Source organism: Labrys wisconsinensis, from assembly GCF_030814995.1.
In the GTDB taxonomy this organism is placed as follows: domain Bacteria; phylum Pseudomonadota; class Alphaproteobacteria; order Rhizobiales; family Labraceae; genus Labrys; species Labrys wisconsinensis.
In genome coordinates this window covers 52,811-66,568 of sequence record NZ_JAUSVX010000019.1, presented here as the reverse complement: position 1 = coordinate 66,568, position 13,758 = coordinate 52,811, and the positions used below count along the sequence as shown (strand labels likewise).

Below are 13,758 nucleotides of genomic sequence, written 5' to 3'. Positions count from 1 at the left end.
CGCCCGCCCGTCAGATGCCCATGCGCAGCGGATCGGGCACGTCCAGTCCGTACTGGATCATCGCGTCGGCATGGTAGGTGGGGCCGGGAACGTGGATGAAGTGGTTGAGGCCGACATGGGCATCGCGCCAGAAGCGCTGGATCGGATTGGTGCGCCGGCTCGCGTTCCCGCCTGAGCGCGCATAGATCGCGTCGATGGCGGCAACGGCCCGCCAGGCGCAGCGGATCTGGTTGCGCCGGATCCGCGACCGATCCTCGAAGGTGACCTGCCTGCCGGACATCACCTGGTCGTAGGCCCTGGTGATCCCGTCGAACAGCTGCACCCTCGAGGCCTGGATCTCGGAGGCGGCCTCGCCGGTGAAATAGGCCGCGTAGGGATCGTCGCGAATCCGCGCGCCGGCTGCGGAGACGCGGTCGCGCTGATAGGCGCCGTGGGCGGCGAGGGCGCCCTCGGCCATGCCGATGATCGCGCCGGTGATGCCGACGGGAAAGATCACGGAGAACGGCAGCCTGTAGATCGGATCGCTCAGCCCGGCCTTGTCAGCGGCGGCGCCCGATGCGATCGCCTCGTGGTCGATCGCGCGATAGGCGGGAACGAAGGCGCCCTGCACGACGACATCCTTGCTGCCGGTGCCCAGCAGGCCGATCACGTCCCACGAATCCTCGATGATCCGATAGTCGGACCGCGGCAGGATCACATGCATCATCCGAGGCGGCATCGCGGGCTTTCCCTGCCCGTTGCCGAGCAGGGCACCCAGGAAGACCCAGTCGGAGTGATCGGTGCCGGACGAGAATTGCCACCGTCCGGTGAGGATGTAGCCGCCCTCGGCGGGCTCGGCGATGCCGGAAGGCGTGTAGGGCGAGGCCACCCAGGTGTCCTGGTTCTGCCCCCAGATCTCCTGTCCGAGCCTGGGATCGAACAGCGCGACCTCCCAGGGATGGACGCCGACGACGCCGGCGACCCAGCCCGTCGATCCGTCGTGGCGCGCCGCGGTGATCACCGCTTCCAGGAAGTCGGCGGGCGTGCCCCCCAGCCCGCCATGCTCGCGGGGCTGCAGCAGGCGCATCAATCCCGACGAGCGCAGCAGCGCCGCCGATCTGTCGCTCAGCTTGCCCAGACGCTCGTTCTCCGGAGCCTGCTCCGCCAATTCCGGGCCGAACTCCTCGATCCGGCGGGCCACGTCGTGCGCCATCAGGCGACCTCCCTCGATGCCATTGTGCTTCCTGCCGGGCGAGCGCACGGATCGCTCCGCCTGGGGCGCTCGTTCCGCCGACGGGCTCACCGAGCCCGCAGCGTCGGGCGTGATGGTGATCGTGGGTCATCGCGGCGTCCCACGCATTACCCACCTGGTTAAGAAGCCCGGTTTTGCGCCGCCTCGGCCGCGGCAGCCCCATGTCGGGCGAAGCGCCGCCGACCGCCTCGGTCGGTCGGTGAGGATCGGTGGAATATAAAATATTAAATACATATATATAGTAGACATATTGGGTCTGCCGGATAAGATGCCACCGCGAGTCCATGAGTTCCGATGCGGGCAGGCGCCCGCTCGGATTTGCGCGGGGATCCCATGTCTTTGCAGGTCGACTTTCCGGCTTCTGGTGCCGATCGAATTGCCGCTCCTCATGCCTGCGGGTGGCCGGGTGCGGGCCGAAGGCGCGAGATTCGCCGCCGCTTCCGGTCGACCGTCGCCGCGACGGCCTTGGTCGCCGCGCTGTCGTCCGCCGGCCTCGATGCGGATTCGGTCCGGGCCGGGGGCGCGCCGGTTGCCGGCGGCACCCTGACCTACGCGACCGACCGCGAGCCGACCTGCCTCGACCCGCATGTCGACGGCGACATGCCGCAGGTCTTCGTCGCCCAGCAATTCCTCGATTCGCTCGTCTCGATGGACCAGGACGGCCATATCGGTCCCTGGCTCGCCAGGAGCTGGACCGTCTCGCCCGACGGCAAGACCTACACGTTCAAGCTGAGGGACGATGTCACCTTCAGCAATGGCGAGAAGTTCACCTCGGCCGCCGTCAAGGCCAACCTCGACCATATGGTCGATCCGGCCACCCAGTCTTCGACGGCCGGCGGCTATGTCAGGCAATATGTCGGGACCGATACCCCGGACGACCTGACGGCCGTGGTGCATCTGTCCAAGCCCTATGCCGCCTTCCTCGAGGTCCTGGCGCAGGGCTTCCTCGGCATCGAGGCGCCGTCGGCGCTGAAGCGTTCGCGCGACGAGAACTGCCAGAGCCCGGTCGGGTCCGGGCCGTTCAAGGTCACGCGCTGGGACCATCAGAGCCAGGTGGTGCTCGAACGCAATCCCGACTACCGCTGGGCCCCGCTGACCGCACGGCACCAGGGACCGGCCTATCTCGACAAGATCGTCTGGAAGTTCATCCCCGAGCCGTCCGTGCGCTTTGCCGCCCTGCAGAACGGCAGCGTCGACGTCATCGAGGCGGTTCCGCCGGAATCCGAGGCTGCCGCCGAGAAGAACCCGGACCTGACCCTGATCGTCAAGGACCGCCCGGGCAACCCGACCAACGGCGAATTGAACACCAGGCGCGCGCCCTTCGACGATATCCGGGTCCGCGAGGCCTTCGTGCGCTCGGCCGATATCGACGGCGCCCTCGCCAGCGTCTATTTCGGCCGCTATCACCATGCCACCGGCCCGCTGAGCGCGGTGACGCCGTTCTACAGCGGCGATTTCCAGCATGCCGACGACTATGATCCGGACCGGGCCAACAAGCTGCTCGACGAGGCCGGCTGGACCGAGCGCGATTCCTCCGGCCTGCGCTCCAGGAACGGCCAGCCTCTGGCCGTGCACATCCCGATCGGCGCCTCGATCGGCCCGGCCGAACGGTCCTTGTGGGAGCAGGTCCAGGCGACGGCCGGGCAGGTGGGGTTCGACGTCCGGCTGGAGCCGGTCGGCGACACGGAATCGAGCGAGCGCCAGGGCAAGTGGGACTATGACGTCACGCTCGACTACTGGAACACCAACACGGCCGACGTGCTGCGCATCGTCTTCGGATCCGAGTTCCTCGGCGCCGCCGGATCGGGCGGCTATCACCAGAACGGCTCCGGCCTGCAGAACGCCGCCTTCGACGACACCGTCGAGAAGGCCCTGGAGACGCAGGACGAGGCCACGCGCCGCGGCCTCTATCGCCAGGCGCAGGAGCTGATCTCCGGCCAATATCTGCAATTGCGGACCTATCCCCAGAGCACGCGCCTCGGCGTCTATAAGACGGCCCACGACGTGCGGCTGGAGCCGTCCCTGACCGTCACCACGCTCTACGACGCCTGGGTCTCGAAATGAGCGCGGCGTCCGGCCGCGAGCCGCGGCCGCCGCAGACCCGGCGGCTGCGCCGCCTGGCGCAGCGCCTCCTCCTGCGCGCGGGGGGCGGCGGGCTGGTGCTGCTGGCGTCGGCGACGGTGACGTTCTTCGCGCTGCACCTGACGCCCGGTGATCCCGTGCGGGCGCTGCTGGGCGGGCCGACCTCCAATCCGACGCCCGAAACCATCGCGGCGGCGGTCAAGGAGTTCGGGCTCGACCAGCCCCTGCTCACGCAATACGCGATCTATATCGGCCGGCTGCTGCGCGGCGATTTCGGCGTCTCCTTCTCCCAGCACCTGCCTGTCGCCGACGTCATCGCCGAGCAGGTCTGGCCGACGCTGCAGCTGACGGCGGCCTCGCTGCTGGTCGCCTGGGTGCTCGCGCTGGTATCGGTGCTGGGCACGACGCGCCGAGGCCGATGGGTCAGCGGCCTCGGATCGGCGATCGAGACGGTCAGCGCGTCCCTGCCGCAATTCTGGCTCGGCATCGTCCTCCTCGCCGTCTTCTCCTTCGGCCTGCGGCTGTTCCCGCCCGAGGGCAATGGCGGCCTCGTGAGCCTCGTGCTGCCGACGCTGGCCCTGGCCGTGCCGCTGGCGGGCTTCCTCGCCCAGGTGATGCGCGAATCGCTCGAGCTGGCGCTGGACCAGCCGTTCATCCTGTCGGCGCGGATGCGCGGCCTCGGCGACTGGCCGGTCCGCTGGCGGCATGCGCTGCGGCACGCGGTGCTGCCGGGCGTCAGCCTGTCCGCCTGGGCCGTCGGCTCGCTGATCGGCAATTCCGTGCTGGTGGAGCTGATCTTCTCGCGCCAGGGGCTGGGGCGCCAGCTCTACCAGGCCGTGTCGCTGCAGGACATGCCGCTCACCATCGGCATCACGCTCTTCGTCACGCTGGTCTACATCGTCACCAGCATCCTGGTCGACGCCCTCTACGTCGTCGTCGATCCCCGTATCGAGGCCGGCCGGACATGAGCGCATCCGAAGCCGGACTGCCCGCATCCGGCGCGGCCCGCCTCCGCATCCAGCGGCTGCCCGCCCTCGGACCCGCCCTGGCCGCGCTGTTCCTGGCCGCGCTCGTGCTGGCCTGCATCGCTCCGCAGCTCTTCACGCAGGTCAATCCGCTGGCGATCGCACCCAGGCAGGCCTTCCAGCCGCCGGGCTGGGCCCATCCCTTCGGCACCGACCAGTCGGGGCGGGATATCTATGCACGCGTCGTCTACGGCGCGCGGCAGTCGCTGCTGCTCGGGGTCGGCGCGGTCGCCCTGTCCATGGCGCTGGCCGTGGTGCTGGGCCTGGCGGGCGGACTCGCCGGCCGCCTCGCGGAACGGGCGGTCGGCTGGATCCTCGACGTCCTGTTCTCCTTCCCGACCATGATCCTGGCGCTGCTCTTCGGCGCCCATCTCGGCGACGGGCTGGTGCCGCTGGTGATCGCGACCGGCATCGGCAATGCGCCGGGCTATGCGCGCATGGTCTTCGGCCAGGTGCTGGCGGTGCGGCACGCCGGCTATATCGAGGCGGCCCGGGCCCTCGGCCACACGCCGGCGCGGACGATCCGCCGGCAGGTGCTGCCGAACGCCATGCGGCCCCTGATCGTGGCGATCACCATGGGCGTCGGGCAGGCCATCGTCTGGGCCTCGGCGCTGTCCTTCCTCGGCCTCGGCGCCCGGCCGCCGGCGGCGGAATGGGGCACGATGCTGTCGATGGGCCGCAATTTCGTGCAGCAGGCCTGGTGGCTGACCTTCTTTCCCGGGCTGGCGATCGTCCTGACCACGCTCGCCACCACCGTCTTCGGCCGCCACCTGCAACGCCTGATCGAGGGACGCGCCTGATGAGCACGGGACATCTCGTCGTCGAAGATCTCTCCGTCACGCTGGGACAGGGCGCTGCCAGGCGCAGCGTGGTCCGGAACATCTCCTTCAGCATCCGCCCGGGCCAGGCCGTCGCCCTGGTCGGCGAGTCCGGCTCGGGCAAGAGCGTCACCGCCCGCACGCTGGTCGGCCTGACGGGGGCCGGCGCCGGGGTCGATGCGCGCCGGCTGAGCTATGCCGGACGCGACCTTCGCGGCCTGTCGCAGGCCGGGTGGCGATCGCTGCGCGGCCGGGATATCGGCTTCGTCCTGCAGGATGCGCTGGTCTCGCTCGATCCGCTGCGGACGGTCGGCCAGGAAATCCTGGAAGCCCTGTCCGCCCATGGCGGCGGCGGGGCAGCCGACCATCGGCGGATGCTGGAGCTGCTCGAGCGCGTCGGGGTGCCGGAGCCGGCCCTGCGGGCCCGCCAGCGTCCGGACGAGCTCTCCGGCGGGCTGCGCCAGCGGGCGCTCATCGCCACGGCGCTGGCGCTCGAGCCGGCCGTGCTGATCGCCGATGAGCCGACCACCGCCCTCGACACCACCGTGCAGGCCCAGATCCTCGACCTTCTCGCCACCATCAAGCAGCGGGGAACCGGGCTGCTGCTCATCAGCCACGACCTGGCGGTCGTCTCGCAGCTGGCCGACGAGGTCCTGGTGCTCAACCAGGGCGAGGTGGTCGAGCAGGGGGCGATGGCGCAAGTGCTGACCCGCCCGAGCCATCCCTACACGCGAGCCCTGCTCGACGCCGTTCCGGGACGGCATCGGCGCGGCATCCGTCCGATGCGCGAGGATCGCGGCCGGACCGTCACCCGGCTGGCGCCGCGGCACCAGGCCGTGCTCGAGGCCACGGACCTGTCCAAGACCTATGACGGCCCCGACCAGCGCCGGCGCCTCGCCGTCGATGCGGTCAGCTTCAGGCTGGAGGCCGGCCAGACGCTCGGCCTGATCGGCGAATCCGGCTCCGGCAAGACGACGACCGCCCGGCTGGCCCTCGGCCTCGCCCAGCCCGACCGGGGCACGGTGACGTTCGACGGCAGCCTCTGGGTCGCCGCGGCTCCGGGCCATGTGCCGGAGAGGCTGCGCCGGCCGCGGCGGCCGCAGCTCGGCGTCATCTACCAGGACCCGCTCAGCTCCTTCGATCCGCGCTGGACCGTCGGACGGATCCTGGCGGACGCGCTCGAAGCCGGCGGCGTGCCGCGCCCGCAGCATCGCGAGCGCATCGCCGGCCTGCTCAAGACGGTCCGGCTGACGGCCGAGCATGCGGCACGCTGGCCGCTGCAGCTGTCGGGTGGCCAGAGGCAGCGGGTGGCGATCGCCCGGGCCATCGCCTCGGGGCCGAAGGTGATCGTCTGCGACGAGCCGGTGTCGGCGCTCGACGTCTCCGTGCAGGCGCAGATCCTCGACCTCCTGACCGATCTCCAGGACGAGCTCGGCCTGTCCTATCTCTTCATCTCGCACGACCTCGGCGTGATCCGCCACATGAGCGACGCGGTCCTGGTCATGCAGGACGGAAAGGTGGTCGAGCGCGGGCCGGTCGAGCAGGTGTTCCAGAACCCGCAGCACGATTTCACCAGGAAGCTCCTCGGGGCAGCGCCGCGCATGGCGCTCGCGCCGCAGAGCCAGGCCGCGGGCTGAGTCGCTGGCAGGTCTCCATGATAGTAGAATTAACATATAATATATATACTTAACATATAATATATATACTTAACATATTGTCGCCGCGTCCATGGCGTGGAACAGCACGATCCCGTGCGCTGGAAGGCGCATGCCATCGCCGATTGCTGGTTGAACGGCGCCCACCCGCCGCGGCATGGATCGCTGTGATGGCGGACGGACCCGGCTCGACGAAAACGCCGCGCTTGCAATCGGGCGACCATGCCCTATCTGCAGATCTCTCGGGACGGCCAGGGCGCCGAGCCGATTTCATGGGGTGGACGATGGACCGCAGGATTTTCTTGAAGGGCAGCGCGGCAGCCGGGGCCGCCGCCTGCCTGGGGGCCTGGCCGGACAGGGACGCCTTCGCGCAGGCGCGCGCGGAGACCCTGCGCGTGGTGGCGGAGGGGCGGCCGAACTCGCTGGATCCGCACGGCACGGGCGTCAGCCCGGCCTCGCTCGGCACCTTCTCCAACGTCTACGACAGGCTGATCCAGTTCGATCGCCGCGAGGTGTCGGCCGGCCTCTATCGCTACGACTATGCCAGGTTCACGGGCGAGCTGGCGCAGGCCTGGGAGGAGAGCGACGAGGGGCGCAGCCTCGTCTTCCACCTGCGCCCCGACGCGACCTTCCATGACGGCGCGCCGGTGACGGCCGAGGACGTGCGCTGGTCGCTCGCCCGCGGCGTCAGCCTGCCGGCCTCGAAGAACCAGCTGGCGACGGGGTCCTTGAAGGATGCCGCGCAGTTCGAGGTCGTCGACGCCCATACGCTGCGCATCAGGTTCGACCGCAAGGACCGCCTCACCCTGCCGAACCTGGCCCTGACTTTCGCCTCGGTCATCAATTCGGCGCTGGTGAAGAGCCATGCGACGGAGGCCGATCCCTGGGGCGCCGAATGGCTGCGCAGCAACGAAGCCGGCAGCGGCGCCTACCGGGTCGAGACGTGGAACCCCAGCCAGCAGGTGGTCTACAGCCGCTTCGACGGCTGGAAGGGCGGCGCGCTGCCCTATCTCAAGCGAGCGATCGTCCAGGTGGTGCCGGCGGCGTCCAGCCGGGTGGCGACGCTGAGAAAGGGCGACGCGGACATCGCGCTGCAGCTGCCGCCGCGCGACATCGACGCCATCGCCGGCGACAAGGCGGTCAAGGTCGTCTCCCTGCCGGTGACGAATTCCTTCCGCTTCGTCGCCTTCAACACCAGGCAGAAGCCCTTCGACGATGTGCGGGTGCGCCAGGCGATCGCCTATGCGCTGCCGTACAAGGACCTGCTCGAAGGGGCTGTCTTCGGCCACGGCACGCCGCTCTACGGGGCGAAATCGCGCGTTCCCGCCGAGGCCTCCTTTCCGCAGGCCTTCCCCTACGATACCGATCTCGACAAGGCGCGGGCGCTGCTCGCCGAGGCGGGGCTGGGCAGCGGCTTCGAGACGACGTTCAGCTACAACGTCGCCGACGCGACCATCGCCGACCCGATCGCGCTGCTGGTGCAGGAAGCGCTGGGCAAGCTCGGCGTCAAGGTGACGATCGAGAAGGTTGCGGAGGCGCAATGGGGGGCCCTGCTCACCCAGCGCAAGGTCCCGTTCTATGTCGAGGCCTCGTCGGCCTGGTTCAACGACCCCGACTATTTCTTCCGTATCTTCTTCCAGGGCGACTGGCGCTGGAACTTCGGCAATTTCCAGGACGAAGAGCTGGACGAGCTGGTCAATGCGGCGCGCTGGGAGACGGATCATGCCCGATATGACGAGGCGATCCGCAAGGCGATCGGCATCGTGTTCGACAAGGTGCCGATCGTCCTGTTGTGGCTGCCCTCCTTCGAGGCCGCCCTGCAGCCGCGGCTGGACGGCTTCACCTATTACATCCATGGCCAGGTGGACTTCCGCACACTCCGTAGCGCATGACGGGGGCACCTGCGCCGTCACGGGATGAATCGTGCCACGCTCGCTGCCCCTCTTCGTGCTGAAGCGCATCCTCGCGGTGCTGCCGGTCCTTGCGGGAGCCGTGCTCTTCACCTTCGTGATCATGCGCGTCCTGCCCGGCGATCCCGCGGCCATGCTCGCCTCCGGCCCCGGCTCGGGCCCGGAGGAAGTGGCGGCGCTGCGCCGGCAGCTCGGGCTCGACCGTCCCCTTGCCGAGCAGCTCGTGCTCTATGTCGGCGACATCGCCCGCGGCGATCTCGGGCGCTCGTTCACCACCGGCGAGCCGGTCGTCCGCGACCTCCTGCAGCGCCTGCCGGCCTCCCTCGAGCTGACCTTCTCGGCGCTTCTCCTCGCCGTCGCCACGGCGCTGCCGCTCGGCATCGCCGCGGCCCTGCGGCCGGGCAGCGTCATCGATCATGCCTGCCGTCTGGTCGCGACCGTCGGGACATCGCTGCCCGCCTTCGTCGTCGGCCTCGGCCTCATCTATGCCTTCTACTTCGCGCTCGGCTGGGCGCCGGAGCCGATCGGCCGGCTCGACGGCTGGATGGATCCGCCCGCCGCCGTCACCGGCTTCGTGCTGGTCGACAGCGCGCTCGCCGGCGACGGCCCGGCCTTCCTGTCCGGGCTGCGGCACCTCGTCCTGCCCAGCATCACCATGGCGCTCTTCGCCCTCGCGCCGCTGGCGCGGATCACCCGCGGCGCCATGCTCGACCTCCTGTCGTCGGACTTCATCAGGACCGCCCGGTCGCTCGGCCTGTCGCGATGGACGATCCTGGTGCACTACGCGCTGCGCAATGCGCTGATCGCGATCGTCACCGCGCTCGGCATGGTGTTCTCCACCATGCTCGGCGCCAACGTCCTCGTCGAGAAGGTCTTCGCCTGGCCGGGCGTCAGCTCCTATGCGATCGACGCGCTCATGAGCTCCGACTACGCCCCCGTTCAAGGCTTCGTGCTCGTCGTCGCCGGCATCTTCGCCGCCGCCAATCTCGTCATCGACATCGTCTACGGCCTCGTCGATCCGCGGGCGGGGCGGAGCGGCTGAGATGCGGAGCTGGCGCATGGAAGGCATGGCGCTCCGCCCCTCGGGCCTGCTGGCGCTCGGCTGCGCCGGCGTGCTGCTGCTCCTGGCGCTGCTCGGCCCGTCGATCGCGCCCTACGATCCCCTGGCCACCAATGTGCGCCAGGCGCTGGAGGCCCCGTCCGCGGCGCATTGGTTCGGCACGGACCAGCTCGGGCGCGACATCTTCAGCCGTGTCCTGGTCGCCGCGCGGCTCGACCTCGCCATCGCCGTCTCGGCCGTGGCCTTGTCCTTCGTCGTCGGCAACACCATCGGCGCCGCCTGCGGCTTTGTCGGCGGCCCGCTCGATCAGTGGGTCGGCCGGCTTGTCGACGTGCTCATGGCCTTCCCGCTGTTCATCGTCGCCATGGCGATGGCGGCGGTGCTCGGCAACGGCGTGGCGAACATCATTTACGCCACGGCCCTGATCAACCTGCCCTTCTATATCCGCTTCTCCCGCAGCGAGGTCGCCGTGCGCCGCAACGCCGGCTACGTCCAGGCGGCGCGCCTCGGCGGGGCAGGGGATCTCGCCTTGCTGTTCGGCGTGCTCCTGCCGAACATCCTGCCGGCCCTGGTCGTGCAGATGTCGCTCAATCTCGGCTGGGCCATCCTCAACACCGCGGGCCTCTCCTTCATCGGCGTCGGCGTGCGCCCGCCGGCGCCGGAATGGGGCGTTCTCGTCAGCGAGGGCGCCCAGTTCATCATCACCGGCCAGTGGTGGGTCGCAGCCTGCCCCGGCCTGGCGCTGATGTTCGCCGTGCTCGCCTTCAACCTTTCGGGGGATGCCCTGCGCGACCTCCTGGACGTGAGGAGGGCGGCGTGAGCGCCGAGCCGATCCTGCGCCTGGAGACTCTCAGTGTGGACTTCCCGGCTCCCCGCGGCGGCCGGTTCCGGGTTCTCGACCGGGTCTCGCTCGAGGTGGGGGCGGGGGAGACGGTCGGCATTCTCGGCGAGAGCGGCTCGGGCAAGTCCGTCACCGCCCTGGCGGTGATGGGCCTCCTCGACCGGAGCGCCGTGGTCGCCGGCGGTCGCATCCTGTTCGAGGGCGAGGACCTGCTCGGCCTGCCGGAAGCGCGGCTGCGCCGCCTGCGTGGTAGGCGGCTGTCGATGGTTTTCCAGCATCCCCGGCGCGCCCTCAATCCGGTCCGGCCGGTCGGCAAGCAGATTTCGGACGTGCTGCGCGCCCATGCCGGCCTGTCGCGCCGCCAGGCCCGGGACGAGGCCGTCGCCATGCTCGCCGGGGTCGGCATCCCCGATCCGGCGGCGCGGGCCTCTGCCTATCCCCATGAGCTCTCCGGCGGCACGTGCCAGCGCGTCATGGTCGCGCTGGCGCTGGCCTGCGCGCCCCGGCTCCTGATCGCCGACGAGCCGACGACCGGCCTCGACGTCACCACGCAGGCGCTCATCCTCGACCTCGTCGCCGGCCTGGCCCGCGAGCGCGGCATGGCGATGATCTTCATCACCCACGACCTCGCGCTCGCCGCGGAGCGATGCGATCGGCTGGCGGTGATGCATGCGGGGCAGCTCGTCGAGACCGGGCCGACGGCCGCCATCGTCGAGCGGCCGCGCCATCCCTACACGCGCCGCCTGCTCCGCGCGACGCCGGGCACCGGCGCGCGCCTCGAGGACCTCGTCGGCGTGCCCGGCCTCGCGCCGGACCTCTCCCGTGCCGATCTGCCGGCCTGCCGCTTTCAGGAGCGCTGCGAGCTGCGGATCGATCGCTGCCGCACCGAGGTGCCGCCGCTGCAGCCGCGCGCGCCGGGCCATTGCGCCGCCTGCTGGACCGTCGCCGCATGACGCTGCTCGAGGTGCGCGGCCTGCACAAATATTTCCCCGTCGGCGCAGGGCGGCGCGGCCTGCTGTCCCTGCGCGTACGGCGATCCCGCCTGCATGCGGTGGAGGACGTGAGCTTTTCGCTCGGAGCGGGCGAGGCGCTCGGGCTGGTCGGCGAATCCGGCTCCGGCAAGTCGACGCTCGCGAGCCTCGTGGCGCGGCTCGCCGATCCCTCATCCGGCACGATCCTGCTCGAGGGCGAGGACATCGGCGCGGTGCCGGCGGCCCGGGCGGCGCGGGCCGCCTGGCGGTCCCACATCCAGATGGTGTTCCAGGACCCCTATGACAGCCTCGATCCCCGCCGCTCCGTCCGCGAGGCCATCGCCGCGCCGCTGGCGCGCCTGGAAGGGCTGGGCGGCGCCCGCCTGGAGGAGCGCGTGCGCTGGGCGCTCGACCGGGTGCACCTGCCGGCGGAGCTGGCCGGCCGCCTGCCGCATCGGCTTTCCGGCGGCCAGCTGGCGCGCGCCGGCATCGCGCGCGCCATCGCGCTCCGGCCCAGGCTCCTCATCCTCGACGAGCCGACCTCGGCGCTCGACGTCTCGATCCAGGCGGTCATCCTGAAGCTGGTCGACGAATTGCGGCGGGATCTCGGCATCGCGCTCCTCTTCGTCTCGCACGACCTCAATGTCGTCCGTCTGCTGTGCCAGCGCGTGATGGTGATGTATCTCGGCCAGGTCGTGGAGCGCGGGTCGGTGGACGCCGTGCTCGGCCGTCCGTCCCACCCCTACACGGCCGGCCTCGTCGCCGCGATCCCGGCATTGGGGCGGCCGCCTCGCACCGGGCGGGCCCGCCTTACGGGAGAGCCCGGCAGTCCCATCGATCCGAAGCCGGACATCTGCCGCTTCGAGACCCGCTGCGCCAGTGCCGGCGCTCTGTGCCGCACGCGGCAGCCGCCGTTCCTGGGCCTCGATGCCGACCACGGCGTCGCCTGCCATCACCCGCTTCGGGGTGCTGACGCTCGGTGAGGCCTTCTCCCGTCCTTCGTCGCTCCCCGACGGCGGCAGGCTACATGTCCCGATCGCCGGATGCGCCGGCCTCGCCCGGACGCGCATCGTCCCGATGTCGCCGTTCCGGCCCGGCGTCCTGTCGCGAAACGCTCTTCGAACCGGCTCGCGCCTCCGGCACGTCGGCCGTGCCGGCATCCTCGGCCTGCACGAAGCGATAGCGGAAGTCGCAATGGCTGGCGCCTCCCATGATCGTCTGGGTCCTGGTCAGCTCGATGCGCGGATCATAGCCCTGGCAGAAGACGCCGTCGCGGTTGCAGGACAGGAGATGGCCGATATGCCCCAGCCCCATCTCGCGATAGGTCTCGGCATAGCGGCAGCGGTGGACGTCGTAGTCGAACCGCTCGTCGGTCGCGGCGAGCACCTCGACGGTCAGGGCATCGTCCTTCGTCCACAGCGCCTGCAGGTCACGAAACGTCTGCAGGCTGGTCCCGCCGGGTGTCCTGGCGGCGAAGCCTCTGGCGGCGGCGATGGCGGCTTCCCGTATGGTGCGGTCCAGGATCGCCTGCGCCCGTTCCTCGCCGATCTCCTGCCGCATCGCCTCGTAGAGAGGGGCGATGATGGCCGCCTCGATGCGCCGGCGTGCGAGAATGCCGATCTCGCCTTCGATCGGTACCGGCTGCTGCTTCGCGTCGTCCGGGTGATCGCCCATATCCTACCTCGTCGTCTGTCCTCGTTGTGGCCGAAGCTCGCGAGCGGGTCCAGACGCCGTCCGCGGCCGACACGGCGCCGGCGGCGCGCGGGAGCATATCATCCTCAGCCGGCGGTCCACGCCTTACCGGCGGTGCGCGTCGCGCATTGTAGGCGAGGTCAAACCCACGGGCCGCCTTGCAGGATCTGGCGGCGCCCCCTCGATGCTTCGTGGGAACACAGCAGGACGGTCGTCCTGGAAGCGGAGGCGATCGGTTTCGATTCGACGCTGATCGCCCAGCATACCGTCAATCTGCATCCGCCGGACAGGGACCAGCTGGATGCCTGAACCGGCGCGGTCGCCGTTGCGGCCCTCACCCAACGTATCGAGATTATCGCGGTGAGATCGTCGTTGGCGGCCAACGCGAAGGCTGTGTGCAACTCCATCGACCCACAATTTGCGGTTGTCGCATTTGTGTCGCTGCCCTAGCGTTAGGAGAGTAGGGCCGGACT

10 protein-coding genes and 2 pseudogenes are annotated in these 13,758 nt (G+C 70.1%); 10 read left to right on the top strand and 2 right to left on the bottom strand.

Features of this window, described 5'->3' with window-relative positions; all coding sequences use genetic code 11:
* Positions 1 to 10 precede the first annotated feature (10 nt).
* Positions 11 to 1,192, bottom strand: a complete 1,182-nt coding sequence (locus QO011_RS34740; protein WP_307282736.1) for an acyl-CoA dehydrogenase family protein — start codon at positions 1,190 to 1,192, stop codon at positions 11 to 13.
* A 504-nt stretch (positions 1,193 to 1,696) separates the two neighbouring features.
* Here QO011_RS34740 and QO011_RS34735 point away from each other — a divergent pair.
* The 9 genes from QO011_RS34735 to QO011_RS34695 all read left to right on the top strand — a co-directional run bounded on the left by QO011_RS34735 (position 1,697) and on the right by QO011_RS34695 (position 12,576).
* Positions 1,697 to 3,295 carry an ABC transporter substrate-binding protein gene (locus QO011_RS34735; RefSeq protein ID WP_307282734.1) on the top strand — a complete coding sequence of 533 codons (1,599 nt, stop codon included), beginning with the start codon at positions 1,697 to 1,699 and terminating at the stop codon, positions 3,293 to 3,295.
* Entirely contained in the window at positions 3,292 to 4,281 is a 990-nt protein-coding gene (locus tag QO011_RS34730) for an ABC transporter permease (protein ID WP_307282732.1), read from the top strand. The genes QO011_RS34735 and QO011_RS34730 overlap by 4 nt, the downstream gene beginning before the upstream one ends.
* Positions 4,278 to 5,138, top strand: coding sequence for an ABC transporter permease (locus QO011_RS34725; RefSeq protein WP_307282730.1), 861 nt, complete (start codon positions 4,278 to 4,280; stop codon positions 5,136 to 5,138). Before QO011_RS34730 ends, QO011_RS34725 begins: the two co-directional genes overlap by 4 nt.
* Positions 5,138 to 6,793, top strand: coding sequence for a dipeptide ABC transporter ATP-binding protein (locus tag QO011_RS34720; protein WP_307282728.1), 1,656 nt, complete (start codon positions 5,138 to 5,140; stop codon positions 6,791 to 6,793). The genes QO011_RS34725 and QO011_RS34720 overlap by 1 nt, the downstream gene beginning before the upstream one ends.
* A gap of 302 nt (positions 6,794 to 7,095) precedes the next feature.
* On the top strand, positions 7,096 to 8,703 hold the full coding sequence (locus tag QO011_RS34715) for an ABC transporter substrate-binding protein (RefSeq protein ID WP_307282726.1): 1,608 nt from the start codon (positions 7,096 to 7,098) through the stop codon (positions 8,701 to 8,703).
* A gap of 31 nt (positions 8,704 to 8,734) precedes the next feature.
* Positions 8,735 to 9,763 carry an ABC transporter permease gene (locus QO011_RS34710; RefSeq protein WP_307282724.1) on the top strand — a complete coding sequence of 343 codons (1,029 nt, stop codon included), beginning with the start codon at positions 8,735 to 8,737 and terminating at the stop codon, positions 9,761 to 9,763.
* 1 nt (position 9,764) lies between these two features.
* Positions 9,765 to 10,601: an ABC transporter permease gene (locus tag QO011_RS34705; RefSeq protein ID WP_307282721.1), complete on the top strand. Its 837-nt coding sequence runs from the start codon at positions 9,765 to 9,767 to the stop codon at positions 10,599 to 10,601.
* Complete coding sequence (locus QO011_RS34700) at positions 10,598 to 11,575, top strand: ABC transporter ATP-binding protein (RefSeq protein WP_307282718.1); 978 nt, start codon at positions 10,598 to 10,600, stop codon at positions 11,573 to 11,575. The genes QO011_RS34705 and QO011_RS34700 overlap by 4 nt, the downstream gene beginning before the upstream one ends.
* Complete coding sequence (locus QO011_RS34695; protein WP_307282717.1) at positions 11,572 to 12,576, top strand: oligopeptide/dipeptide ABC transporter ATP-binding protein; 1,005 nt, start codon at positions 11,572 to 11,574, stop codon at positions 12,574 to 12,576. The genes QO011_RS34700 and QO011_RS34695 overlap by 4 nt, the downstream gene beginning before the upstream one ends.
* A gap of 190 nt (positions 12,577 to 12,766) precedes the next feature.
* Here QO011_RS34695 and QO011_RS34690 read toward each other — a convergent pair.
* Positions 12,767 to 13,267: pseudogene (locus QO011_RS34690) on the bottom strand (L-2-amino-thiazoline-4-carboxylic acid hydrolase); the annotation flags it as partial.
* A gap of 176 nt (positions 13,268 to 13,443) precedes the next feature.
* Here QO011_RS34690 and QO011_RS34685 point away from each other — a divergent pair.
* Positions 13,444 to 13,591, top strand: a pseudogene (locus QO011_RS34685) (LLM class flavin-dependent oxidoreductase); the annotation flags it as partial.
* Between the last annotated feature and the right edge of the window lie 167 nt (positions 13,592 to 13,758).

What these genes read in the sequence shown, in the direction of transcription:
- QO011_RS34705 (WP_307282721.1), top strand. Translation starts at nt 9,765, where the DNA reads ATGCGGAGCTGGCGCATGGAAGGCATGGCGCTCCGCCCCTCGGGCCTG.
- QO011_RS34725 (WP_307282730.1), top strand. Translation starts at nt 4,278, where the DNA reads ATGAGCGCATCCGAAGCCGGACTGCCCGCATCCGGCGCGGCCCGCCTC.
- QO011_RS34695 (WP_307282717.1), top strand. Translation starts at nt 11,572, where the DNA reads ATGACGCTGCTCGAGGTGCGCGGCCTGCACAAATATTTCCCCGTCGGC.
- QO011_RS34730 (WP_307282732.1), top strand. Translation starts at nt 3,292, where the DNA reads ATGAGCGCGGCGTCCGGCCGCGAGCCGCGGCCGCCGCAGACCCGGCGG.
- QO011_RS34720 (WP_307282728.1), top strand. Translation starts at nt 5,138, where the DNA reads ATGAGCACGGGACATCTCGTCGTCGAAGATCTCTCCGTCACGCTGGGA.
- QO011_RS34740 (WP_307282736.1), bottom strand. Translation starts at nt 1,192, where the DNA reads ATGGCGCACGACGTGGCCCGCCGGATCGAGGAGTTCGGCCCGGAATTG.
- QO011_RS34715 (WP_307282726.1), top strand. Translation starts at nt 7,096, where the DNA reads ATGGACCGCAGGATTTTCTTGAAGGGCAGCGCGGCAGCCGGGGCCGCC.